We start from the raw sequence: 25374 nt of genomic DNA, 5'->3' as shown, positions 1-25374 counted from the left end.
ATAAAACCGCAATGTTCCACAAAATAGCCATAGCGATAGCTTTCTCTCCGAGGCTTCAGACCTTGCTCGCCGAGGCAAAGCGAACCCAGGAGCTATTTAACGCTGAATTGCTGCTTATCCACGTGGGGACACATACGGATAAGGACGATCAGTTTATGCAGGAAAGCCTGCGCCAGGCCGAACTGAACAACGATCGTGTGCATGTGGTATGGGAGTCGGGAAACCCTGCAACGGAAATACTTGCCGCCTGCCGCCGTGAACAGGTAGACCTCCTGGTGGCCGGTGCACTTAAAAAGGAAGACTTCATTACCTACTACCTGGGATCAGTTGCCAGAAAAATACTACGAAAAGCTGACTGCTCGGTGTTAATGATAACCGAACCTTCCGCTGAAAGCAACCCCTTTGAAAGGATTGTAGTACATGCTGAAAACAGTCCTTATGCCATAGATGCCATAAAGGCCGGTGTGTATGTTGGAAAATTGCAGAAAGCTAAGCAGCTACATATAGTCCGCGAAATAAAGCTTTATGGTTTGGCAATGTCGGTAAGTGGCGAATTAACCGAGAATGAGCTATCGGAAACACGTAGAAATATGGTTAACGATGAGATACAAAACGTTGAAAAAATATTGGCTGATATGGACACTGAGGGGCTAAAAATCAATGTCAAGGTTATGTCTGGCAAATCTGGGTTTGAACTGGCCAAATTCTGTGCCCGGGTGGATGCCGATCTCCTGGTGGTTGGCTCTCCGCACCGTAAGCTGGGAATTTTTGACCGGATGTTCCCCCATGACCTTGAATATATATTCGCAGACCTGCCCTGCGATTTACTCATTTTACACCCAAGAAAAAAATAAATGGATAAGCTTAACCATAGCGAAGTTATCAATTTACTTATACAACTAGGGGTCATACTTAGTTTTGCAAGGCTTATGGCTGAGCTTGCGCGTAAGTTTAACCAGCCCGCTGTAGTTGGTGAGATCCTTGCCGGAATTATACTGGGCCCCACCATACTGGGCAATGTAAATCCTGAAATTTTTGCTATGCTTTTCCCTACCACCGGCGCATCGGCGGTCGTTTTGGATGGCTTTGTACAAATCGCAGTGGTACTGTTGTTATTCATAGCCGGCCTGGAAGTTGATCTCCATATCGTCTGGCAACAGGGTAAGCAAGCTCTTTCGGTGAGCATGATGTCGCTGATAGTGCCGTTTGTAGCCGGTTTTATTATTACCTGGTTCTTTCCTGATCTTTTTGGCTACACGGAAGAAGGAAAAAAGCTGGTTTTTGCCATGTTTATCGGCACCATGATGGCTATTACAGCTTTGCCGGTGGTAGCAAGGGTTTTGATGGATTTGGAAATATTTAAAACCCGTATGGGCATGCTCATTATTGCTTCGGCTATGATCATCGACCTTCTTGGCTGGATCATTTTTACGGTTATTCTAAATATGATGGGCAATGCTTCGGAAACACTCAGCCTTGGACGCACTATCTGGATCTCCATTGGTTTTACTATATTAATGCTTACAGCCGGTAAGGGGTTAATCAACAAAGCATTACCCTGGATTAATAAAAGACTGGCATGGCCCGGTGGACTTCTCTCCCTTTCCCTGGCTCTGTGCTTTCTCGCCGCAGCCTTCACGGAGTACGTAGGTATACATAGTATTTTCGGCGCATTTATTATGGGTGTAGCCCTTGGAGACTCCAAGCATCTGTCGGAACGGGCCAAAGAGATTATCCATCAGTTTATCAACAACATTTTCGCTCCTCTATTTTTTGTATCCATAGGCCTTGGTATTGATTTTATATCCAGCTTTAACTTACAAATTGTACTGGTACTGCTGGTCTCTGCGTTCATTTTTAAAATCTTCGGGGCCACACTTGGAGCCAGAATGGGTGGCCTTTCTAAATACGATGCTTTTGCGGTTGGCTTTGGTATGAATACACATGGAACACTGGAAGTAATACTGGCAGCAATTGCCTTACAGGCCGGTTTAATTACTGATGAAATATTTGTCGCCATACTGGTGCTGGTTGTGGCTTCAATACTGGCCTCGGCTCCTTTGATGAAATATTGCCTGCAGCTTGATACCTCAAAGAAAAAGGATTCGCTTAACGGCTAATAATGAACATATGCCGAGTATAAAATGTTACTCAATTAGTATCACTAAAACATTTTACTCAGTTAAATATCTTTATCATCTGCCATTTAAACATGAATAATGTTATTGACAGAGTAGAGCTGGATTAAGGTTACCCCATTAAATACATTTGTAAATATTTAAAAAGCATGTCTATGTTTAAGAATCAGAAAGATGATAAAGTGACCCAGGAACTTGTTAATTCCAACAACATTATTGGCAAGGGGAGCACTTTTAACGGAAATATAGATACCTACGGCAATCTCAGGGTAGAGGGACGGATAATAGGCAATGTTCGCTCAAAATCTAAAATAGCCGTGGGGCAGTCAGCTGTTATTGATGGTAATATTCTGGCTCAGGTTGCCGAACTGGAGGGTGAGGTGAAAGGATCAGTGGAAGTAACTGATGTTCTTATTTTAAAGCCAACTTGTAGTATCTCGGGTGATATTATTGCTAACAAATTAGTGGTAGAAGCCGGGGCCAAATTTGACGGGCAATGTAAAATGGGAACAGCAAAAAATAAAGTTGATTTTGAAAACAAGCCTGATGATGACAGGAAACCGCCATTAAAAGCTGCAGGAAACGGCTAATCAAAATTTAAAATAATCACACGTTTAGCAATGAGGCTGCCTTTCGACAGCCTCATTTTTTTGGATCAAGCTGAAACCTGCAGAGTAAACGGTTCCGAAAAGCCGGCAACGCAATCACTCAAATTAGCACCCTCATTGCTATTTTATCCGGATTTGTCAACCGCTTTTGCCGATTGCCATTTTAACAGGTGCTTACTTTACTACCATTCGTCTAACCACCTTCTGGTTCCTGGTACTTACTTCATACAAATAAATGCCCGGCTTCAAATCATCTATACCGACTTGCAGGGCATAAATGCCTGCTGCTTGCCTGCTTCCGGCCAAAACATCCTTTACTGCATTGCCCTGAAGGTCTACAATTGACACATTAACCTCTGACTCTTCTGCCAACACATAGTGGATTGTAGTTTGTCCATCAGCCGGATTTGGATAGTTTCCAATCAGTAAAACAGGCTGCTTTTTAACTGATGTAGAAAATGCCTGCTCAGGAGCACTTTCTCCGTACCCATTCGTTGCCGACATGGGGGATGAGGCTTTGTTTAGACGGGTATCCCCACTCTTAACATACCAGCTTTCGCCGTTTTTCTGCCCTGTAGTAATAGTCTTAACATCATCTACATAATACCAGTCTGCCTGGGCTTTGTTGCTATTTACGGTAAGCACAAAGTAACCATGCTGTTTCAGGTCGGTGTTTTTGATGTGAGGGTTAAACAAACCTACGAGCCACGTCAGGAAACCTTCTGAGATGCCGATAAACTCATCGAGATTGCTTGAGGTAATACTGGGAGTAACAAACTCCACTGCCGCAGAATTTTTCTTGTTGAAGGTATAGCTAAAGAAAGATGTGGGCAGGTCAGAAGCCAGCGTCATATGGATATCGCCGGTTAAAAACACAACGTTCTGCAGCTTTTGATCTTTAATATAACTCAACAGACGCTCACGTGAGTCTTCATATCCGTCCCAGGTGTCAGTCAAAGGTATACCTTTCAGAGGCATGAGCAGCACCTGGTTGGCTACAACCTTCCATTTGGCATTGGAAGTTTTCAGGTTGTTTTCAAGCCACGAAAACTGCTCTTCGCCCAAAAGCTGACGATCAGCCGCCGTTCTCTGGTCAGCCTTTGGCTTTTCCTCTTCGGCTTTGTATGATTTGATCACCAGATCCTGAACCTGCTGAAACTCTTCTCTCGTCTCAAGCTTTTTGATATCAGCAACTGACAAGTTTTCAGCCGCCCATTTAGAAAGTGTTTCTATCAGATAATTGTACTCTTCATCTGTGAGGTTCTTCCTGATGGAAGCAGGTAAAACATCAGAGAGATATTCTTCGTAATCCCTGGCGGTTTGCAGGTCCCTGTTTTTAGTGGCTTCCCTTTTTATACCCAGCAGGCTGTCTTTTTGCTTCTCTCTGCCTTCGATTCTGGTATCCAGTAAAATCAGGTCTACAAGGTTGCCATAGTTGATCTTTCTGTAGACCCTGTTAGGTGCTGATGACCGCTCTCTGATGGGCATCCACTCAAAGTAGGCCTGGTAGGCATTGTTTTTTCGGGTTTCCCAGTCACCTTCTTCTTCCTGGTGGTTTTCTGCGCCACCCACCCAGGCATTATTAGCAAACTCGTGATCGTCCCAAATGGTGATGAAGGGCAGTTGTTTATGGACCTTTCTGAGCTGAGGGTCCAGGCGGTAGTATGAATACCTGATCCTGTAGTCCATCAGGGTTACAATTTCATTATCGGGCATATGCCCTCTGCCTAACTCATCCTGACCAAAGCCACCGGTTTCATACTCATAGATGTAGTCGCCAAGGTGAATTACCGCATCAATGTCATTGCGCTCAGAGATACGTTCGTAGGCATTGAAATAGCCATCCTGGTAATTAGAGCAGGAGACTACTGCAAAGCGCAACTGATCTGCATTGCCGGAAGGCGCAGTACGTGTGCGGCCTACGGTTGAGTTGGCTCCCAGAGCGGTGAAATAGTAGTAATAGGTGGTAGCCGGTGCCAGCCCGGAAACGTCCACCTTCACGGTGTAGTCCCTGGACACATCTGTGGTTACTGATCCGGAACCCACGATGTCTGTCATGCCGGGTGTTGAAGACACGAGCCAGTTTACTGTAACCGGACCCTCCTCATCAGGGGTCACACGCGTCCAGATGATCACCCGGTCCTGTAGTGGATCGCCTGATGCCACTCCGTGATAGAACGGTTTCAGGGCTGGATCAAGGTAGTCCTCGATACCGGTAGCTGATTGGCGTGTAATGGGGATCAACTTGCTTCCTGACTGGGCATAAAGGCCTGCCGCAAAAAGGGCAAGCCAGAAGATTAATAGAATTTTTTTCATGGTTTTAGGTTTGTTTGAAAATTCGTTTACACCATGAAAGTAGAGGTTAGCGAGTAACTCTATTGCAAGCCTATGTTTTGTTTAAATGAAGGAATTGTGAACAGAATGGGAGGGATTGATGGTGAGTGGATTTGGTTTTTTTAGGGGTATTGACTTACGGTTATAGGGGCTAGTTTACAATTTAACTTTTGCTTTTATTGGCCGTGTCACAAACACTAGAGTTCATTTAAAAGTCAGCAGTCACCCTACGGAAGACTACTGACAGGAAAGTGCTTTCTAAAACTAGCTAATCGAGCGGACACTCTATTTCATGATAGGTCTTAGGATCGCTGCGCTAAACCTAAGACCAGGTTAGGATGCTCTATTTTATTTGGGGCTTAGAATTGTTGCGCTAAACTTATAGCTTTTATCGAGCAACTCCCGAATCCTCACCCTCTACGAAAACTGTATCAACAGGGTGTATGCAAGCGCCTCCAAATGTAACGGCAAAATCGGGGGCATCTGGCTGGGGTGGCTGCTCTTGATGATAAATGCCGCGGACATGTACTAGTTTCCCTTCATACTTCTTCATTTCTTCTGCAGATCTTTTGGATTGCTCATGCCAAAATGCACCAAGGAAAGGCCCATCTTCCTCTTCACCTTCCATCACTATTCTAACCAAAACATTTCCTCCGGCAGCCTTTTTATTGGGGTACGGGTTATATAGCTGGTACTTGCCCACAATCTCTACTTTCTGTCCATCCTTCTGCTCAAGTTCCTTGATCGTGGTATATGTTTTACTTTCCATGTTCTGTGTATTTATATTACAACCTGATAATAGGATGATAAGAAAAATTACCTGTAGCCTACTCAAGGATTGATATATCAAACTCAATGTCATAGCAATTGTTTATGAAATTTGTTCCTTATACTCCTACCTACTGAGTTGAGGCAGCCATAGTTGTGTTGTTTTTTCCTGCCTCGCCCACACTTCCTTCGTTTTTCTCATGAAAGGTCTGCCCTTTTTTGGAAGCAGGTCCATAAGTCTCAAAATACCAGTCCTCATCCTTTGTATCGTAGGTAGTGCCACTTTTCGCAAAATTTTCCAAGGTGATCCTATCGTGGCCGGCCACCATGATCACTCCGCCCCAATGAAAATTAAAGCCTTTCGTTGTAGATTTATCGTCTCTTCTCGAAACAAAAGCCTCCCCTACACCAGGGGCTGCATATTTATTGATACCATATTTTTTATCAAACGCCTCTCTGGCCTTATCACTCTTTTTGAGGTAAGCCTTTCTAGCCTCATCCGGAGTACTCCCCAAGCCTGCCTTTACCAGAATTTCATCCCTGAATACCGCAGGGTTTTTACTGCGTGAGGTTTTCCCCTTACCTCCCGTTGACTTATTGTACAGACCATAAGGGGAGGTGTCAGTGCCTGTCTTCCCCATGACTTCCCGGGAAGACCGACCGCAATCTGCCCAAAAATTCTGGGTTCCGGAGACCGAGTCCGACGCCTTAATTTTTGGTTTGACGTTGTGCAAGGTTTTAATAGTTCCTCCTTCCGGCGGGGTACCTTTAATCGTCTTTGTACCGGCTGATATCTCAATGCCCGAGCCTTTAGCCTTTAAAATATTATTGGACCTATCAATCAAGCTTTTGTGGGCATAGGCCTCGTGTGAATAATCATTGCTGGTTACCGCCATACCATTGTCACTCACCCTTGCGCTGGATCCCAGGTTCCATTCTCCGCTCTTTTGTTTGCTTTTGGGGATATCAGTATACCTTTGGACAATATTGCTTCCCTTACTGTTTGCACTTTGGGTAAACGTACCCACTGACTTGCCACTTGCAGCCTTGTTGCCCATCACATCTGCCTCCCGCTCTAACTGAGGGTCATCGTTCACCATCACGCCTTTGGCCTGGACGGTAGGACTAACCCTACCCTGCTTCTGTTGTACTACATGTGTTAATTCATGCCCAATCAACTCTAGTCCCGACTTGCTGTCCGGATTAAACTGTCCCGGAGCAAAATGCACATCAGTACCTTGCGTATAGGCTAATGCACCAAGATCAGAAGCCTTGGACGAATTTTGATGAACTTTCACATCAGAAAAACTCTGTCCAAATGATCTTTCCATGGGAGTTTTGATGTTATCAGGCAAATTCCCTGTAGTGATGGGGTTGGCATTAACATCAGAGGTGGCTCCTGCTTTTCTTTGCACACTGTGATCATCATCCTTCTCCTCATCTCCTGTTTTCTGTTGAACAGGGTGAGCCGATGAATTAAAAGCAGCCGTCCCTCCCACATTCCACTGCCTGGAATCAGGAAAATGGTTATCCTTATTCCGGTTATCCTGATTAAGTTTTGAAGTTTGCCCAAACTGTTGGTTCTGCGAAAGGTTATCTCTCATATCGAATACTTGGAAACGAATATAACATATGAATTATGACATAAAAGTTTTTTGGCCATTAAAATACAATGCACCTCCTCGATAAATTCCTCTTCAAACATTTTCTGCTGGCATTTTAAACTCCCGAGGGTATACACCCCCTTTCTCTAGCCGAAAAACTAATCTGCAATTGAGTTTAAAGGTAGCCCGGCCCTAGTTATGTTGTCAATACCCAACCTTGGGTATTTTAAATGAAAATCAGCAGAATTTCACTTTCATTGGCCGTGTCACAGACGTGGATTGGTTTGGGAACAAAAGCAATTGAATGATCAAGATTTAGAATTTTACTTCTGTCCGTAGTCATTGTCTACTAAGGAAGCTTTTTATGTGGGCTAATTTGAGGAACTCTGTTCTTTCACTTTGACCGGAACACATAAAAAAACTATTCTCAAGTAATTATCAGCCCGACGCAACCGTTTTATATAAAATTTTGTTTATTTTGAAGTACAAAGTTTTTTAATATGAAAATTGTTGAGCCATTATCTTTAACGATTGCCAAAACTCTTGCAGACTTGCTGGAGGATAGCGTTTCAAGCATAAGCCTGGATGTACTGGCCTATAAACTTAATGCAGCGTCGGGAGATGTACGGAAGGTGGTTGAAAACTTTTCCCAGAAAGGACTGGTTCGGTTAGTGGACAATCAAATTTACCTTACCGAAGAAGGCCAGTCTAAAGTGGCATAGTCATCTTCCCATGATATTCGAAAACCCTTATCTACCTTACCTACTTACCTTTATTGCCGCCTACCCCATCTCAATGCTTGAGTATGGGCACCGCAAGTTTAGAAAAAATTACCTGCTCTTATTTAAAATATCCATTCCCTTTCACCTGTATGGTATAGCACATGGACTGCTGGCGACATTCATTTATTGGGTGCTATTCAAAAAGAATTTACTTCCTGAGGGAGATGTGGCAGCTATACTTAACCCGCTGACCATCGGCTTAGGGATAAAAGGTATTACCAACCTCAACTTTTACAATATTGTATCTTCCAAAGGTAAGGAGCAGCCTGATGAAAAGGTTCAGATCATACCTGTCGGCCCAAAACTGGTGATGGATTCTATCGAAAAGTATTGTGAAACTTTGATTGAGGATAATCATGACCACTACCTCGATGCCTATATTCACAAGTCTATTGAATCATTAAAGCAAATCCCTTCTGCCACCATTAGCCAGGAAATTCAGAAATATCTGCCGCATAGCCTGCCTAAAATTGTGAGGGAAACCTTTATGGAAGAGGTGAGGCAAAGCATCGGGGATAATAAGGGTGACTTATATTTTGCCATGAGGCTCTTTGCCAATCAATATGGTCTTAACCGCTATAAAAAGTTTGTGACCCACATTACCAGAAAAAGGTAATGAGGAGCAGGGCAGAAATTTGGCGATCCGATCAAAAACCATTAACCTCGTGTTACTGAAGTTTCTCTGCACCAGCCCCTCATTTAGATTCTCAATGCTCCTGAACTAAGCCTTCACTAACGCATGTTAAAGGCCAGAAAAACCTGGGCGACAGAGTTTTTAGCATCACCTATCAGGTTTTCCGCTTCATCACTGTCGGCAATTTTGTTCAGTCCGTAGTTATACCTCAGCCCGATACTAATGGGGTTAAAGTTCAGGGCCAGACCACCGGCAAGTCCGTAGTCCCACTTCTTGTAGTCATCGCGGTCAAGCTCTTCATATCCATCGCCAAAGTCTCCCTCCGTGGAAGTGCTTACACCCACGAGGTAGCCAAAGTATGGTCCGAAGTGAATATCGGCATCATCACCTAACTTAAATGTAGCCAATACGGGGATATCAAGATATCCGAGGTTAAATTTATTCTCTCCTTCAAAGCCAAGTACATCATACTCTGCTTTTGCTCCTTTGGTGGAATAATTAAGCTCAGGCTGAATTCCAAACGCAGGGGTAATCATGAGTTGTGTGTAAATACCAGCGTGAAAGCCTGTTCTTACATTCTCATCTTCCACATCATCTATATAAAGGTTACTTAAATTCAAACCTCCTTTTATACCTCCGCGTGGAGTCTGGGCCTGCGCAAACGATAAGCCTGCTAAAACCAGTGCCATTGAAAGTATTGTAATTTTAAATTGGTTCATAGTTATTAATATTTGATTTCCGGAAAAACTCAATGAAACAACTATGCCATATCTCCAAGACTTATTCGTAATCAGCAATTAGCCGTATTTTTATCATCTCGGAGCAAAATATGTTTTGAAAAATGAGTAAACGTTTACCCATGATGTGGGTCTAATCTACAGCTTCAACCTGAAAGTTTTTTCCACATCACCACCAGCCACACGGCACCTGCAACGCTGACCACACTCAGTACCATGGCAGGCATGATGTTCTGGTAGATCCAATACCCAGAGGCAAAGAGGGCACAGAATACGGTAATACTTCCTATGAACACACTCAGTATTTGCAAGCTCAGATTATGCTTCACCTCGGGAATGCTGATGTTGTCACTTTTGGCTTTTTTCACTACCGACTCCCAGCCGGGGCCTGCAGGTCTGACTTTCAAATAAAATTCCCTCAATTTCTCCTTGCTGGTAGGCCGGGTCATCAGCGTGGCGATAAGCCATATTATAGTAGTAATGATGATCCCGAGTAGCAGGCGGTAATGATTAGGAATAGGTTCAAATCCCAGCCCTTCATGGATGAACTCAAAATATATGGCGATGAAAAATGATGCCACCATACCGGCCAGCTCCGTGTAGGCATTGATCCTCCACCAGAACCAGCGCAAGATAAAGATCAACCCTGTACCTGCACCGATGGTGAGAAGTATCCTGAAAGCCTGAATGGCGTTTTCCAGATATAAAGCCAGAATTGCGGCAAAAACCATAAGCAAAACCGTGGAAAGCCGCCCCAGATTTACCATTTCTTTATCCGATGCTTCGGGATTGATAAACCTCCTGTACACATCATTGACCACGTAAGAAGAGCCCCAGTTTAGGTGCGTGGAAATAGTTGACATAAAGGCTGCAATCAATGAAGCGATAACCACACCTAACAGGCCGTGTGGCAAATAGGTAAGCATAGCCGGATAGGCCAGGTCATGCTGCACAATGCCCGGCTCAAGGTGAGGGAAGGCAGCCTGAATGGATTCCAGCGTAGGAAATACCACTATAGAGGCCAGAGCGATGATGATCCACGGCCAGGGTCGCAGGGCATAGTGTGCGATATTGAAGAATAAAGTTGCCCCGATCGCATGCTGCTCATTTTTGGCAGACAGCATTCTTTGTGCGATATATCCACCTCCTCCCGGTTCAGCACCGGGATACCATACGCTCCACCACTGCACAGCAAGCGGTATGATAAACAAGGGGATCAGGGTTTCAGTATCATTAAAATCTGGGAGGATATTCAGCTTGGGGATTACTGCCTCGTGGGAGAGCATATTGGCCATACCGCCTACTTCAGGCAGGTTTACAATAACGTACGATGCCCACACAGAGCCGATCATAGCAATGATAAACTGTACAAAGTCGGTGATCAGAACCCCTTTAAGCCCACCCAAAGAACTGTAAATCACCGTAACCACGGAAGCAATCAGCAGGGTCTGGACCGGTGAAAGGTTAAGCAGCACCCCTCCTATCTTGATGGCTGCAAGGCAAACTGTAGCCATGATCATGATGTTGAAAAACACGCCAAGGTAAACGGCACGGAACCCCCGAAGGAAAGCTGCGGCACGACCGCTGTACCTGAGCTCATAAAACTCAAGATCGGTGAGCACTTCGGACCTTCGCCAAAGTTTGGAGTAAACAAATACGGTAAGCATACCGGTGAGCAGAAATGCCCACCACTCCCAGTTGCCGGAAACACCATTCTGACGGACAATGTCAGTGACCAGGTTTGGGGTATCGGCAGAAAATGTGGTAGCCACCATGGATACACCCAATAACCACCAGGGCATGTTCCGCCCCGATAAAAAGAATTCGGATACACTGGAGCCGGCCTGGCGGGCAACTACTATTCCTATTACCAACGAGATTACAAAAAATGCAACTACGGAGATCCAGTCAATGGTTTCTAAAATCATGAATAGGGGATATTAAACTTTGATAATAATATTTCTTTTGTACAAAACCCATGTAGGGACAAACATCAATAAGGTAAAGAGCAGGGCATAAATGAAAGAGGAAAAATAGGCATCACCAAAAATGGAAGTCACCCCACCGTAGAGCCACTCCTGGAGGCTTCGGCCTTCTGATACCGGTATGGCGACCAGTAAGCTGGCCAGCAGCATAGACAGTACATAGACGAAGATGGCATTCATCCCAAAAGCTTTAAAGGGCTCCCAATATTTACTTCGGTGCATTTTTACGTCGAGCAACCAGTACAGGAATGCCAGAAAATGTATGGCTATACCTCCTGTATACAGCACATAGGAGCTGGTCCACAGGCTTTTGTTGATAGGAAACAACAGGCTCCAGAAAAGGGCTGCCACTATCAGCAGGTTTGCTGAAACAAATAGCCTGATGAGCTTCTCTTCCCTGCTCAGATCTGCTCTGCTGATCAATTGACCGGTGAGCATGCCTGTTATTCCTGTAACAATAGCCGGAAGTGTGCTTAATACTCCTTCGGGGTCCCACGTTTTGGTCACTGCCCACATATGCCCTTGCAGGAGCAGCGAATCTACCCATGCCGCAAGGTTGGCACCCTGTTCGAGGCTGCCGGTACTTACTCCCGGTACAGGTATAATAAGGAACATGAGCCAATAAACAACTAAAATAATACCTCCGATTGCTATCTGTGTCCTGCGGTTGGTTTTCAGGAATATAATGGCACAAACGAGGAATACTACGGCGATTCTCTGGAGTACTCCGGGGATTCGCAGTTCATACAGGTCAAAGTATGGGAACGCATTCAGGAAAAGCCCTATGAGAAAGAGGACGATGCTCCTCCTGACCACGTTCAGGATTACTTTCTTATGGTTTTCTGGCTGACTTGCCACACGGCCTAATGAGAGGCAAATGGCAACACCTACTATGAACAGGAAAAATGGAAATACCAGGTCAGTAAGTGTACAGCCATGCCAGGTCGCGTGTAGCAATGGGGGATATACCGCAGACCATGACCCCGGATTGTTGACCACGATCATGGCTGCTATGGTTATTCCCCGGAACACGTCCAAAGAAAGTAATCTGCTACTCTTGCTCAAATGAAGTCCGCTCCTTAAAATTTTTGTCTACAAGTACCAATTTGGCAAACCCGGCCGGCATATGAAAAACGGGAAGATTCATATAGTCAAAATAGCGGTACTGCTGATATACATCGTCCCTGTCATTTACACAAAGGTCAATGCCCATCACCAGCTCATCCTTTGGTGCTTTGCCTATCTCTTTCCAGCTTATGGCCACTTCTACCTGATAGCCCTGGTCTTTATCGGAAGGGTCGTTTACCGTACCCGATACTTTTACTGCGGTTTTGGCATTGCCATTCCAGCCGTTGTTGTACTCACCATTTTTTAAACTTCCACGGTCATCTATGATGGCATTCAACACGTTGACATGGTATGCCAGATCATCATCTTTCCACTCTTTACTTCGGTCAAAGTCTGTATCGAGTAGGAACTCTATACCGTCGTCCATATGCAGGCCTTCTTTGTCCCGTGAATTGGCCAAAGCCTGCAAATTAGAATTATCAACTTTAAAGGCAAAATACAGGTTCTTTTTATCCCATTTGATAGCGAAGTGACAGGTATCGTTCCAGTTCAGGTGTTTGGCAGGAACGAAATAGTTCCAGGTTACATCGTTCCAGTCAGAAAAATCACCGTCTACGGTAACATTGTTTTCTGCCCGGTATGCCGCCAACACACCAGCCTTGCTCTTAACCAATTGCGTGATGGAATTCACCACCTGCAGGTCAGTTCTTCCTCCCTGCTCCCGGCTTTGCTCCAGTTTGGCCAGGGCACTATGATAGCTATTGAGCTGGCTCATGATATCTCCTTCCTGCAAGTCGCCTTCCAGGGCATCCAGGCCGATTTTGGCTATGGCAGACAAGTTGGCGGAAAGATCTTTGATAGACCAGAGTACAGGAGATTTGGCAATCACAGGCGCTAATTTCTCATGGTTTGCACTCCATAACTGAAGCCATACTTTAATTTCTGCTTTGGCTTCGTTATTGCCATTCAGATAGTCTGTTACTGACTGGTTGAATACCCTTGCGTCCGGTGCATCGGCAATGGCCGCATCAGCAAAAAGCACAAACGGAGAATAAGTTTTATATACTGCGCCTCCGGGGTTTCTTCGGTAGCCTTTCAATGGTTCCACCACATTAGAGAGTACTTTCAGGGCTTCTATATCAGCCTGACGTGCAAGGTTTCGCAGTATTACATCGCGGTTCCTGATGTGGGTAAGTCCATGCTCCTCAAGCAAAAAGCTGATCTCTCCCATTCTTTCATACATGCTTTCAACATCCCTTAGCTCAGCCGGTGACCATAACCGCTCTGCAATGGCAGCAGTCCTTGGCCAGATCCGGGAGTCCACCGTGGTAGGTGTTACCAATTCGCTCCACATGGTAGCCTCACCGCCCAGCACATTCTGCTTTTGCTCGTCTGTAAGCGCTGAATTTGCGGGTATGGGATCATTGAGATAGTGCTTGTAGGCAGGCTTCATCAGGTCAATATAGTATCCGTTGGAGAGGATGGTTTTGTAGCCCTGGCTTGCCGCCTTGGCAAGTCCTTCCTGACCTCTCCATGAATGGATGATCGCTGTTTTTGGCAGATCAGGTTGTAAAATTTCGTCCCAACCGACCATTTTTTTATTCTGCTTGTCCAGCACTTTCAATAAGCGTTTATTGAAGTAGGTCTGCAGCTCATGGTTGTCCTTTATGCCATGCTTTTTCATGAACTTCTGAATGTCCTGGTTCTGGTCCCAGTGATGCCCTTCGTTCTCATCTCCACCGATATGAAAATAAGGATCAGGGAACAGGTTGGACATCTCGGCAAAGAGATTGCCAAGCACCTCATAGGTCTTTTCAATTGTCGGGTTGAGGGTTGGATCAAAGATACCTGAGTTCCTTTCTATGGAATACGGGCCGGGCGCACTGGCCAGCTCGGGAAATGCCACCAGCCAGCTTGTGGCATGGCCGGGCACATCAAATTCCGGATAGACTCTGATGCCCAGTTCATCCGCATATCGAATAATCTCCCTGATCTCCTGCTGTGTAAAATATTTACCATCAGAGGCTTTTTCATGAAATTGAGGATAGACTTTACTCTCTACTCTAAATCCCTGATCATCAACTAGGTGCAGATGAAGTACATTCATTTTAACTGCTGCCATGCCGTCAAGATTTCGTTTGATAACGTCCATAGGGTGAAAATGCCGGGCAACATCAATCATCAATCCTCTCCATGGGAAGCGTGGCTGGTCTTTGATTTCAACAGCCGGGAAGTAATATCCATCATCATCAGCTTTAAGCAGTTGAAGAAGTGTTTCCATACCGCGTATAGCTCCTATGTCATTAGCTGCGGAGAGTATGATCTGATTATCACCCACAGTTAATTCGTAAGACTCATCTTCCCCAAACCTGACCTCACCGGGGCGTTGTGTTTTGATTACCAGGCCTGCTCCTTTTTTTGGCTCCGGGGTTACGAATTCCTGCGTAAAGAAAAAGCCTGTTTTCCTGTCCAGCCTCCGCAACATCCGGGTTGCCTGGGCAAACAACCTTTCATGAGCTTTACCCTCATGAGCAATGGTAAAATCTTTATTTAACCTGAACTTACCCTCCCTGATCTCCACACTGGCCGGGTAGGGCATAAGCACCAGGTCATTTTGGGTGACGCTATCTGTGCCCGAGAAACCTAACCCAGAACCCAGACACAGTAACATCACGATTAAACTCCGTTTTATTTTCATCAATCCTTCAGTCTACATTTAAAATTTATACCTCTTAAAGCCTTCTATCGCCTCATACTCCGGCAGGCCGAGCTTGTCGTAAAGCGTTGCCGTAGCATGGTTTCTGTCCTCTGCACGCATCCAGAACTCCCTGGGGTCGGAGCCTGGAAAGAGGGCTGTATCTTTTTGCGACTGGTGCTTAAATATCGCTTTGCGTTTTCTGGTTAGTTCGCCTGGGCTCAGGGGCACTGCCATTTCTATATCGTTGGTATCCCACTCCTGCCATGCACCTCTGTAGAGCCACACCCAGCAGTCTTTCATCCACTCTTCTTCTTTCAGTCTCTCTATGGCCTCAAAAATTGCGGTGAGACAAACGCGGTGCGTACCGTGCGGATCGGAAAGGTCTCCGGCGGCATATACCTGGTGAGGCTTTATTTCTCTCATCAGGTCCATGATGATAGAGATATCTTCTTCACTCAAAGGTTTCTTTTTAACCAAACCGGTTTCGTAGAAAGGCATATCCAGAAAATGTGCCTTGTCATCAGTCAGCCCTACGTATCGGCAGCCGGCTTTGGCCTCACCTCTACGGATCAGGCCTTTGATAGCCTGTACCATTTTACTGTCCACATCGCCTGGCTTTTTATTTTTAATCGTCTCAACGATGTTTTGATAAATGCTTTTTCCGTCCTGATTGCTGATATCATATTCATCATTAAAATCCCGGAAGAAATCTGCAAAACGGATTACATCTTCATCAAAAACAGCAATGTTTCCTGAAGTTTGGTATGCCACGTGCACGTCATGTCCCTGATCTACCAGCCTTATGAAAGTACCTCCCATGGAGATCACATCATCATCGGGGTGAGGGCTAAAGATCAATACACGTTTTTTAGCAGGGTTGGCTCTTTCAGGTCTGTGGGTATCATCTGCATTGGGCTTACCTCCGGGCCAGCCGGTAATGGTATGCTGTAACTCATTAAAGATCTGAATATTGATATTGTAAGCCGGGCCATGCTCTGCTACAAGGTCACTCATACCATGGTCATTATAATCACGGTCAGTGAGCTTGAGTATAGGCTTTTCCAGCTTAAGACCCAGCCATATTACAGCTTTTTTGGCCAGGTAATTGTCCCATTTGCAGGTTTTCACCAGCCAGGGTGTTTTTACGCGGACAAGCTCGGCTGCTGATCCGTCATCAAGTATGAGGGTGGTATTGGGGTGGCTTTGCAGATAGGTTGCGGGTACTGTATCGGTAACTTCGCCTTCTACGGTACGACCGATAATTTTAGCCTTACCCTCTCCCCAGGCCATGAGGATGATTCGCTTTGCATTCATGATCGTGCCTACTCCCATGGTAATAGCCCTTCTGGGCACATTTTCTTCGCCGAAGAAATCGCTGGCAGCATCCAGACGGGTGATGTGGTCAAGGGTGATCAGCCTGGTTTTGGAATTGATATGCGACCCCGGTTCGTTAAAACCTATGTGCCCTGTTCTACCGATTCCAAGGATCTGCAAATCTATTCCTCCCAGGTCTTTGATCATTTGTTCGTATTGCTGACAGAAAGACTCCACAAGCTCATATGGGAGCGTTCCGTCAGGTATATGTATATTTTCTCTGTCAATATCGATATGGTCAAATAAATATTCATTCATGAACCTCACGTAGCTCTGTAATGCATCGGGCTCCATGGGAAAATATTCGTCCAGATTAAAAGTTATGACATTTTTAAAACTTAAACCATCCTCTTTATGCAACCTTACCAGCTCGTTGTACACTGAAGTAGGTGAAGAGCCGGTAGCAAGTCCTAATACACAATGCTCTCCGGCAGCCTGCTTTTTTCTGATCAGCTCAGCTATTTCATGCGCTATCGCTAATGAAGCCTGAGTAGAGTTATCAAAAATCTCCGTATGTATTTTTTCAAACTTTGTTTTTTCTGTTAATCCGACAGGTTGATGTGCCAGATTTCTATGTTCTTCCAGTGTTTTTGCCATTTCTTCTAGTTTTATTAATTTACGATTGCCATCTGATCTTCAAGGTGCTCCCATACCAGTGCCCCTCCTCCCAATACAGCCATTTCATCATCTTTCAGTGCCGAAGGAAGCAGTACAACCGGATCAGGGTATGTGTTATAGAGATATTTTTTGATACTTTCGAGTGTTGGTTCGAGCAACAAGGAGCCTGCATTGGCCACACCTCCTGCAAGAAAAATTGCTTCAGGGTTAAACATAGCCACCATATCGGCAAGCTTATAACCAAGAATATCACCGGTAAACTCCAGTACCAGCGAAGCCATTTTATCTCCGTTAAGAGCTTCCTGACCAATAACTGTAGGAGTTAGCTGACCGGAAGGTATGGACCTTAACGAGGAGTCTTCCTCATATTTGGACAGGAGTTTCATGGCCGTACGTACTATGCCTTTGGCGGAGACGTACGCTTCCAGACAACCTTTTTTACCGCACTGACATTCCCGTCCTCCAATTTTTGCTGAGGTATGCCCCAGCTCACCGGCTACATCATTCTGTCCATGCATTAGAGCTCCTGACATATAAATACCACACCCCAGGCCAGTACCTATAGTGACTGAAAGGAAATTGTTCATATGTTTGGCTGCTCCAAACTCCTTCTCTCCGACGGCAGCCAGGTTGGCATCGTTGGTAACGATTACCGGTATATTAAAATAGTTTTGCAAATAACCACGAAGGTCTACAGGACTTTTCCAAAGCAGATTGACTGCGCCTTCAACAAGCCCTGTAAAGTAGTTGGCTTTTGGTGCTCCTATGCCAATGCCCAAAATTTCTCCCTGCTGCCCAAGGTCAGCCACCAATTGATTGATATTACTACTCAACGCCTCAAGAAAAGCATCTTCATCCGGAAAATCCCGTGTGGAGAACCTCGACTTGGTCAGAATCTGACCATCACGGGTTACTGCTCCCAGTTTAGTACTTGTGCCGCCTACATCTATACCTACTGCTATGGCCATTTGACTTTGTTTTTCTTTGTTTATTTTTTGATCCAGATTCACTCGCCTCCGGGCAAAATTTACCCTACCCAATTTTTGGGTTACACTGAGTGGCTGAATAGAATCTTTACAGATATCTATTCAGCTTACTCAATGCGACAAGGAATATTTTTGATTACCGGGTTATCAGTCTACGTCCCACCACACGCCGGTTGTCATCAAGTCTGGCTTGCCTCCATTTGCTGCTGCCACATTATCGGCATTCAGCGTTAGTTCGGAAGTAGGGTACACCAGCCTGGAAGGCACGCTGCCATCAGTTAAGTTAGACAGGTATTGTGCGCCAACCTGGTCAGGGATCAAATTGGTCCTTCTTACCAGTGCCCATGCTTCATAACCATTGTTGAGCAAGGCCAGCCAACGCTGTCTCCACACTTTTTCAAGATTTTCTTCTGTAGTTCCTGCCAATGCAGCTATTGGTTCTGTTGTTATAAAATTATCCGCATCAGTACCATCAACACCAGCGTAGCTCATATGTGCTTTTATACCTGACTGATAGAGGCTTTCCGCATCTCCGGCAAACCCAAGCAAAGCCGCTTCAGCCTGCAGGAAGTACGACTCTGCTGCAGTGATGATATAAGCAGGTACAGGGTCGTTCTTTTCTTCACCTCTTAGCAGTCCTGTTGGTTTCGATACGTAACCGTATTTGGGAGGTGCTACCAGATTAGGTTCAAGTCCCACATATACTCCCGGTACGCTATCTGTTACCATAGCTATTTGCTCAAGCCTGGGGTCATTGTTGTCTTGCAGGATGTTTACAACCTTATCACTCAATACCCAGCGGGCCTGATTGTATTCAAATGAATACCATACATCTTCGTGCCCACCCATCAACTCGTTAGGATCGCTCAGGAAAAGTCCTTCCTGGGCTCTATGGAAAACCGCTTCGTTACTTTCATCAATTAAAGGATTAGCCAAAGCATCGGTGATCACACCATTTATGAAAGCACCTTCACCGGCGGCCTCAAATGCATCTCTGGAACGCAGTGCCATCCTGAGTCTCAGGGTATTGGCAAATGCTATCCAGTTGGCAGGGCTGCTTTGATAGAGAAAATCACCTGTTGCAAATGAAAGTTCAGATGCTCCCTGTAACACATCCATCTGAGCACCAAGGTCTTCTATGATAGCTTTGTATATATCCTTTTGAGCATCATAGGTTGGTTTGTATGCTACCTCTGATCGAGGTTTGATCACATCAGTATAGGGTATGTCTCCGTACATATCGGTCATTTTCTGATAGAACCATCCTGAGATAATCTTCACTACAGCCACTTCCTCTTTGTCCTCTTCAGGGTCCAAAAGTTCACGAAGGGCATTAAGGTGACCGGCTACTTTTATGTTGGATGATTCCCAAACGTTATCTGTCCAACCCTGGTTATTGGTGTAGGCTGTACCGGGAAACCATGCCATATCTGCAAAGTTGTACACGTAGTGGTGAGCAAACTGAGAGGAATAAATGATATTTCCCCTCCAGGTGATGAACCGTGGCTCACCAAATGCATAGATCTGAACCGTAGCCATCACACGTCTGGGTGATGCAGTATTCGGGTCGATTCCATTAGGGTTTGAATTGATCTCCTCAAAGTTTTTGTCACATGATGTGATCAGGAAAAGTGAGAAGAAGAATACAGCTCCTTTTATGATATTAATATTTAATCGTTTCATAACTTTCTAATTTTTAGGTTCCTCACTTAAAATTCCACTGTTAACTGAAATCCATGACTTCTCGTTGGAGGAAGGCCATAACTATCAATCCCTTGCAGGTTACCACTGCTAAAACTTGATTCGGGATCGATATTGTCTGTTTTCTTATGAAGGATTGCCAGGTTTCTGGCCACATAGCCTATTTTCACTCTGTTGATGAAAGTGTTGCTCAACAGGTTTGAAGGCAAAGTATAGCTTAGTGACAGCTGTCGTAGTTTCACATAGTCAGCATCATAAACCCATGCTTCGGAAATACCACCCAGTCTGCCCCAGTAAACGTTAGGGTCTACACCTCTTGCCGCTACGGTAGGGTCAAGGGTTCCTCCTTCGTTGCCATCTGCATCTACTACAGTTGCGCCTGCAGGCACCATAATACCGTTGCCTCCGGAGTAGTACTCTCTACCCTCAAGTGTTTCCTCAAGTACACCAAGGCTGTGCATGTCATTTTCAGTCAGTGAATAAAGCTGACCACCTGCACGGATGTCGATAAGGAAGCCCAGGTTGAAATTTTTATACGTGAAGCTGTTGTTGATACCTGCCAGGAAGTCGGGGTTGGAGTTACCAATTACACCTACTTCACCGATTACTGGCAATCCATCCTGCCCATAAACTATGTTGCCATTGTCATCGCGGGTATAGGTAGAACCTACCAGGTCTCCATAAGGCCTGCCAGTGCTGGCAAACACCTGGATGCGGTTATTGAAATCACCGCCCAAACGCAGGTCTTCCAGATCATACTCCGGCGCCAGGCTCAGCACTTCAGACTCATTTTTAGAGTACGAGATCCTGACATCCCAGGTGAAGTCTCCTTTTTTAATGGGCTGACCGCTCAAAGCAAGCTCAATACCTTTATTCTGGATTTCACCACTGTTAACCACTACAGTCTCACTTCCGGTGGTTTTGGAAATACCCACATTAAAGATCTGATCTTTGGATTTAGAGTTGTAATAAGTCAGGTCAAGACGTAACCTGTTGTTAAGGAAGCCGAGCTCTGTACCAAATTCCACGGAAGTGGTTTGCTCAGGCTTCAGGTTCGGGTTTTTCAGGGAAATACCATACTGGCTGCCTTCATATGGAGTAGAGCTGCTTTCATTTCCATAATAAAGGAATACTTCTCCATTGTAAGTGTCCTGGGAAATGATGTAGGCATTGTACAGGTTGTACGGCGTGGTACCATTACCTACCTGTGCCCAACCTGCTCTCAGCTTCGCAAAAGAAAGGAAACCCCCATCAAGGTTCAACATGTCGCTAAGTATGGCCGTGGCGGTAACAGATGGGTAAAAGAATGAGTTATTATCAGAAGGAAGCGTTGAAGACCAGTCGTTACGGCCGGTAGCTTCGATAAATACCACATCCTTGAACCCAAGCTGAAGTGAACCAAAAACAGAGTTTACTTTTTCATCGCTCTTGAGGGTGCTTCCCACTTTGTTCTCAAAGTTGTTGATCGACTTTAAGCCGGGTGCCACCTGGTCGTTGGCGATGATAAATGTGCGGTCACCAAAAATACGGTTCTGGCTCACGCCTATGTTTGCCCCCAATGAGAACTGCTCACTAAGGTCTTTGCTTATGTTTATGATCGCATCGTAAGTACGTCTGGTTTGTTTTGAGTTCTGCACCGTCATGGTACCATCATAAGCCTGTGGGTTCGCACCGATAGGGCTGATATCCTCTACATCAAAGACCGAGTAGTCCTGAGAAGCTCTTAGCTGTAAGTTAAGCCAATCAGTAAAATCATATTTCAGCGTAATAAGCCCAAGGTAATGGTCACGGGTATCCATGTTCAGCTCCCTGTCTGCCAGGTAGAACGGGTTGATACCGTAACCCCAGTTGTTGGACTCGTAGGCTCCGGGAAGACCCGGAATTGGCGATGCAGCATACTTTTCTGCCACATCGGCACTGATACTTCTTGGCTTGAGCAAAAACCCCTGCATAGGGTTGAACCTGGACTCACCAAACTCAAGGCGGTTAATTGCGTCGGTTTTGGTGTAAGTCACCTTGCTGTCTACATAGAGCTTGTCGGTGATGTTTGATCCCAGTCTCAGGTTAAATGAATTTCTTTTGAATTCAGAGCCGGGGTTAATGCCTTTATTGTCCAGGTTGGTGTAGCCAAGTCTGAAAGTTGCTTTGTCATTTCCTCCACTTATGGCCACAGAGTTGGTAGCCGTGACTCCGGTGCGGAAAAAGTTATCGAAATCATCTCCGGCTGCGGCGTAAGGAACCGTACCTTCGCCGTCAAACCTGGGTACCTGAATTGAGGGGTTGATCGCCGGCCCCCAGCTTCCTACGGCGTCGATATCATGGACGGCCTGTTGCTGGGCACCATCATAGCGACCCTGGCCATACTCATTCTGAAAGTCAGGATCGATCAGCGGACTTTCGAAAGTCAGGTTTGAGTTCAGTGTTACGCCTATTCCTTTTCTGCTGATCCCTCTTTTGGTAGTGATCAGGATTACACCATTTGCACCCCGGGAACCATACAGGGCAGCGGCATTCGGCCCTCTAAGTACAGAGATAGACTCTATATCTTCAGGGTTGATGTCCTGAATTGGAGAACCATAATCTTTGTTACCAGAGAAGTCGGCTCCTTCGCCTTCGCCACTGTTGAGCACCGGCACACCATCTACTACGAACAGCGCCTGGTTATCGCCAAGTAGTGATGAGTTACCACGGATAACCACACGGGTAGATGACCCGGGACCTCCATTGGTCTGTGAGATCTGCAAACCGGGCACTTTACCCGAAAGAGAGTTAACGAAGTTTACTTCCTTAGCCTGGTTAAGCTCCTCTCCTTCTACTTCTGAGACTGCATATCCCAGTGATTTCTGTTCACGTTCGATACCCAGAGCGGTAACCACAACTTCTCCAAGCTGGGTAACGTCCTGCGCAAGTGTAACATCGACCACCGAGCGATTGCCTATATTAACTTCCACGGTTTTATAACCAATGAAAGAAAATATCAACTCGGAATTTTCTTCCGGAACTTCAAGGCTGTACGCCCCGTTTACGTCACTTGTGGTACCAATGCTGGTACCTTTCACGATGATATTCACTCCTGGTAGCGGAGAGTTTTCTGCTTCATCGACGATCTTACCGGAGACCTGTCGCTGAGCCATTACGTTTAATGTAAGCAGCGGCACCAGTAAGCCAATTAGTAAAAACTTTTTCATAAATATTAGGGGTTGATTCTGAACCTCAATTTGACACCGAATCGACGAAAAATAAAGTTTAAGACCCTTTATTAGCTGAATGGCAGTAGTTTATAGCTGTTTGGTAGTAATTGGTATACGGAGAGAAATGCTGCCTGCAGGCTATCGGCAAAGGCGTGGGATTAATACCGAAAAAATTAGTATGTTTATTTATAAGACATCACAAAAGTACTGAAACTGATGGAGGCATTTACCATATCATCGAGCGAAAAGGAGGGCACTGCGGACATAAAGAAGGCTGTGATCAGGTTTGTAAAAAAGCCTTTGGTATACCACCTGGTTTTCTGGATCGGATATTTCCTGTTCAATACTTTACGATGGGGAAGCTACTTCGATGATTATTGGTATTCGCTACGTTCAAACCTGGTCGAGTTTCCCATTCACATCATACTTGTATATATTAACCTTTACTACCTGCTGCCACGGTACATCCCCAACAGGCTTCCTAAATACCTTGTATTACTATTCTTTGCCATATTGGTAATGTCACTGGTGCGTATAGTACTCAATTACCAGTTTGTGACTACGGAGGTGTGGCGCGAGTCGGTGATCAAGGAGCAATCACTGTTTGGCTTTAATTACATTATCGCTGTTTTTATCGGGGAGCTGTATGTGGTAGGGCTCACCACCGCCATAAAGCTTATCATTGACTGGGTGAGGACCCAAAGACGGGCCAGGGAACTTGAACGAAGAAATCATGAAACGGAGCTTTCATTCCTCAGGTCGCAGGTACAGCCGCATTTCTTTTTCAACACTTTAAACAACCTTTATTCACTTACACTGGATAAGTCAGACAAAGCACCGGAAACGGTATTGAAGCTTTCTGACCTGATGAGTTATGTTATTTATAAAGGTAAAAATAATAAGGTCAGCCTTCCCGAAGAGGTCACTCACATCCAGAATTACATCGATCTCGAACGGCTGAGATATGGCGATAACCTGATCGCTGAGATAAATATATCGGGAAACATCCAGGGTAAGTTTATTCCGCCACTTATTCTTATGCCTTTTGTGGAAAACAGCTTTAAGCATGGGGCAAATTATAAAAATGGCGCCATACCCATAAGCATTAACCTTAGCCTTAATGGCAATGTGCTTTATTTTAAAGTAAAAAACAGCAAAGGCAGAAGCAAATCGAGCCATGAGCAAAGTAGCAATTCGGGTATTGGCATTCAAAACACCCTGAGAAGATTGGAATTACTATATGATAAAAACTTCAATCTTGATATCATTGAGGACGAGCGAACTTACCAGATTTCACTAAAAATAACACTTGATGAAGATTAAATGCCTTATAGTGGATGACGAGCCTCTGGGTATCAATGTGATAAAAAGGCACCTGAAAGGCTTTGATGATTTTGAAATTGTAGCCTGCTGTAATGATGCCATGGAGGCTTTCCAGGTATTGAAGAGCAATAGCAAGATCCACCTCATGTTTCTTGATATCAACATGCCTGAGCTGAGTGGCATAGACTTCATCAAGAGCCTTGACACCAAACCGCTGGTAGTGATCACTACGGCTTACCGTGAATATGCGGTGGAGAGTTTCGAACTTGACGTATTTGATTACCTGGTAAAACCCATTGCTCTCTCACGCTTTGTGAAGACAATAGATAAAGTCACTGAGTATTATCGCGCCCTCAATCCTTCGAAAGGCAGGGTACAGGAAGAAAACGACTTCATATTTTTAAAAGTCGACAAGAAGATCGTCAAGGTGTTCTTTTCGGAGATTCTCTATATTGAGAGCCTCAAAGACTACGTGAGGGTTGTCACCCAGTATGAAAACCTGATCACTCACCACAACCTGCGGAGTATTACTAAAGCACTCCCTGCCAATAAATTTTTACGTATCCACCGCTCTTATACTGTAGCTATGGATAAGATCAGATCGCTCGAAGGCAACAATGTGGAGGTGCAGGATAAAAAGCTACCTATTGGCAGAAATTATCAGAAAAAAATCAAGAAGAAAATACTTAATGAGGGGAATTATTGACCGTTCATATTATTCATTCATCTATCACTTCTACAGATAATCTAAAACTCATATATTAGGGCTCCCCTTAGAAACAATTCATTTCTAAATTTGTAGTTATCAGAAGGAAACAGTCTATT

Annotated in this window: 18 protein-coding genes; 7 read left to right on the top strand and 11 right to left on the bottom strand. The window is 45.0% G+C overall.

What is annotated here, in order from left to right; all coding sequences use genetic code 11:
* Positions 1-11: 11 nt before the first annotated feature.
* The 3 genes from LVD17_RS13085 to LVD17_RS13075 all read left to right on the top strand — a co-directional run bounded on the left by LVD17_RS13085 (position 12) and on the right by LVD17_RS13075 (position 2728).
* The gene (locus LVD17_RS13085) at positions 12-854 is read left to right on the top strand and encodes a universal stress protein (RefSeq protein WP_233767396.1); all 843 of its coding nucleotides are present in this window, start codon (positions 12-14) and stop codon (positions 852-854) included.
* Positions 855-2120 carry a cation:proton antiporter gene (locus tag LVD17_RS13080; protein ID WP_233767394.1) on the top strand — a complete coding sequence of 422 codons (1266 nt, stop codon included), beginning with the start codon at positions 855-857 and terminating at the stop codon, positions 2118-2120.
* Between the two features lie 173 nt (positions 2121-2293).
* The gene (locus LVD17_RS13075) at positions 2294-2728 is read left to right on the top strand and encodes a bactofilin family protein (RefSeq protein ID WP_233767393.1); all 435 of its coding nucleotides are present in this window, start codon (positions 2294-2296) and stop codon (positions 2726-2728) included.
* 192 nt (positions 2729-2920) lie between these two features.
* Here LVD17_RS13075 and LVD17_RS13070 read toward each other — a convergent pair whose 3' ends face one another.
* The 3 genes from LVD17_RS13070 to LVD17_RS13060 form a co-directional block, all read right to left on the bottom strand.
* On the bottom strand, positions 2921-5062 hold the full coding sequence (locus LVD17_RS13070; protein WP_233767391.1) for a T9SS type A sorting domain-containing protein: 2142 nt from the start codon (positions 5060-5062) through the stop codon (positions 2921-2923).
* A 406-nt stretch (positions 5063-5468) separates the two neighbouring features.
* Positions 5469-5849, bottom strand: coding sequence for a hypothetical protein (locus tag LVD17_RS13065; RefSeq protein WP_233767389.1), 381 nt, complete (start codon positions 5847-5849; stop codon positions 5469-5471).
* Between the two features lie 130 nt (positions 5850-5979).
* Positions 5980-7452 carry an eCIS core domain-containing protein gene (locus tag LVD17_RS13060; protein WP_233767387.1) on the bottom strand — a complete coding sequence of 491 codons (1473 nt, stop codon included), beginning with the start codon at positions 7450-7452 and terminating at the stop codon, positions 5980-5982.
* Between the two features lie 500 nt (positions 7453-7952).
* On the opposite strand from LVD17_RS13060, the gene LVD17_RS13055 reads away from it, so the two are divergent.
* Together LVD17_RS13055 and LVD17_RS13050 are read left to right on the top strand one after the other, a co-directional pair.
* Positions 7953-8174, top strand: a complete 222-nt coding sequence (locus LVD17_RS13055) for a hypothetical protein (RefSeq protein WP_233767385.1) — start codon at positions 7953-7955, stop codon at positions 8172-8174.
* 10 nt (positions 8175-8184) lie between these two features.
* Positions 8185-8850 (top strand): hypothetical protein, encoded by a 666-nt coding sequence (locus LVD17_RS13050; RefSeq protein ID WP_233767383.1) that lies wholly within the window; start codon positions 8185-8187, stop codon positions 8848-8850.
* A gap of 116 nt (positions 8851-8966) precedes the next feature.
* Here LVD17_RS13050 and LVD17_RS13045 read toward each other — a convergent pair whose 3' ends face one another.
* The 8 genes from LVD17_RS13045 to LVD17_RS13010 form a co-directional block, all read right to left on the bottom strand.
* A complete protein-coding gene (locus LVD17_RS13045; protein ID WP_233767382.1) occupies positions 8967-9587 on the bottom strand; it encodes a porin family protein in 621 nt (206 codons plus the stop codon).
* A 164-nt stretch (positions 9588-9751) separates the two neighbouring features.
* Entirely contained in the window at positions 9752-11533 is a 1782-nt protein-coding gene (locus tag LVD17_RS13040) for a sodium:solute symporter family protein (RefSeq protein ID WP_233767380.1), read from the bottom strand.
* 12 nt (positions 11534-11545) lie between these two features.
* A complete protein-coding gene (locus LVD17_RS13035; protein WP_233767378.1) occupies positions 11546-12655 on the bottom strand; it encodes an acyltransferase family protein in 1110 nt (369 codons plus the stop codon).
* Positions 12642-15329 (bottom strand): family 20 glycosylhydrolase, encoded by a 2688-nt coding sequence (locus tag LVD17_RS13030; RefSeq protein WP_233767957.1) that lies wholly within the window; start codon positions 15327-15329, stop codon positions 12642-12644. The genes LVD17_RS13035 and LVD17_RS13030 overlap by 14 nt, the downstream gene beginning before the upstream one ends.
* A 45-nt stretch (positions 15330-15374) precedes the next feature.
* On the bottom strand, positions 15375-17327 hold the full coding sequence (gene nagB / locus LVD17_RS13025) for a glucosamine-6-phosphate deaminase (protein ID WP_233767377.1): 1953 nt from the start codon (positions 17325-17327) through the stop codon (positions 15375-15377).
* A 14-nt stretch (positions 17328-17341) separates the two neighbouring features.
* Complete coding sequence (locus LVD17_RS13020; protein WP_233767376.1) at positions 17342-18316, bottom strand: ROK family protein; 975 nt, start codon at positions 18314-18316, stop codon at positions 17342-17344.
* A gap of 165 nt (positions 18317-18481) precedes the next feature.
* Complete coding sequence (locus tag LVD17_RS13015) at positions 18482-20017, bottom strand: SusD/RagB family nutrient-binding outer membrane lipoprotein (RefSeq protein ID WP_233767375.1); 1536 nt, start codon at positions 20015-20017, stop codon at positions 18482-18484.
* A gap of 26 nt (positions 20018-20043) precedes the next feature.
* Positions 20044-23223, bottom strand: a complete 3180-nt coding sequence (locus LVD17_RS13010) for a SusC/RagA family TonB-linked outer membrane protein (protein WP_233767373.1) — start codon at positions 23221-23223, stop codon at positions 20044-20046.
* A 219-nt stretch (positions 23224-23442) separates the two neighbouring features.
* Between LVD17_RS13010 and LVD17_RS13005 the strand changes: the two genes are divergently transcribed.
* Positions 23443-24549 carry a sensor histidine kinase gene (locus LVD17_RS13005; protein ID WP_233767371.1) on the top strand — a complete coding sequence of 369 codons (1107 nt, stop codon included), beginning with the start codon at positions 23443-23445 and terminating at the stop codon, positions 24547-24549.
* Complete coding sequence (locus tag LVD17_RS13000; protein ID WP_233767369.1) at positions 24539-25255, top strand: LytR/AlgR family response regulator transcription factor; 717 nt, start codon at positions 24539-24541, stop codon at positions 25253-25255. The genes LVD17_RS13005 and LVD17_RS13000 overlap by 11 nt, the downstream gene beginning before the upstream one ends.
* The last annotated feature ends 119 nt before the right edge of the window (positions 25256-25374 follow it).

The organism is Fulvivirga ulvae (genome assembly GCF_021389975.1).
Classification (GTDB): Bacteria; Bacteroidota; Bacteroidia; order Cytophagales; family Cyclobacteriaceae; genus Fulvivirga; species Fulvivirga ulvae.
This window is presented reverse-complemented; position numbering and strand designations above follow the sequence as displayed.

Coding starts and splice junctions, on each gene's coding strand:
- LVD17_RS13085 (WP_233767396.1), top strand. CDS start 12: ATGTTCCACAAAATAGCCATAGCGATAGCTTTCTCTCCGAGGCTTCAG.
- LVD17_RS13080 (WP_233767394.1), top strand. CDS start 855: ATGGATAAGCTTAACCATAGCGAAGTTATCAATTTACTTATACAACTA.
- LVD17_RS13075 (WP_233767393.1), top strand. CDS start 2,294: ATGTTTAAGAATCAGAAAGATGATAAAGTGACCCAGGAACTTGTTAAT.
- LVD17_RS13070 (WP_233767391.1), bottom strand. CDS start 5,062: ATGAAAAAAATTCTATTAATCTTCTGGCTTGCCCTTTTTGCGGCAGGC.
- LVD17_RS13065 (WP_233767389.1), bottom strand. CDS start 5,849: ATGGAAAGTAAAACATATACCACGATCAAGGAACTTGAGCAGAAGGAT.
- LVD17_RS13060 (WP_233767387.1), bottom strand. CDS start 7,452: ATGAGAGATAACCTTTCGCAGAACCAACAGTTTGGGCAAACTTCAAAA.
- LVD17_RS13055 (WP_233767385.1), top strand. CDS start 7,953: ATGAAAATTGTTGAGCCATTATCTTTAACGATTGCCAAAACTCTTGCA.
- LVD17_RS13050 (WP_233767383.1), top strand. CDS start 8,185: ATGATATTCGAAAACCCTTATCTACCTTACCTACTTACCTTTATTGCC.
- LVD17_RS13045 (WP_233767382.1), bottom strand. CDS start 9,587: ATGAACCAATTTAAAATTACAATACTTTCAATGGCACTGGTTTTAGCA.
- LVD17_RS13040 (WP_233767380.1), bottom strand. CDS start 11,533: ATGATTTTAGAAACCATTGACTGGATCTCCGTAGTTGCATTTTTTGTA.
- LVD17_RS13030 (WP_233767957.1), bottom strand. CDS start 15,329: ATGTTACTGTGTCTGGGTTCTGGGTTAGGTTTCTCGGGCACAGATAGC.
- nagB (WP_233767377.1), bottom strand. CDS start 17,327: ATGGCAAAAACACTGGAAGAACATAGAAATCTGGCACATCAACCTGTC.
- LVD17_RS13020 (WP_233767376.1), bottom strand. CDS start 18,316: ATGGCCATAGCAGTAGGTATAGATGTAGGCGGCACAAGTACTAAACTG.
- LVD17_RS13015 (WP_233767375.1), bottom strand. CDS start 20,017: ATGAAACGATTAAATATTAATATCATAAAAGGAGCTGTATTCTTCTTC.
- LVD17_RS13010 (WP_233767373.1), bottom strand. CDS start 23,223: ATGAAAAAGTTTTTACTAATTGGCTTACTGGTGCCGCTGCTTACATTA.
- LVD17_RS13005 (WP_233767371.1), top strand. CDS start 23,443: ATGGAGGCATTTACCATATCATCGAGCGAAAAGGAGGGCACTGCGGAC.
- LVD17_RS13000 (WP_233767369.1), top strand. CDS start 24,539: ATGAAGATTAAATGCCTTATAGTGGATGACGAGCCTCTGGGTATCAAT.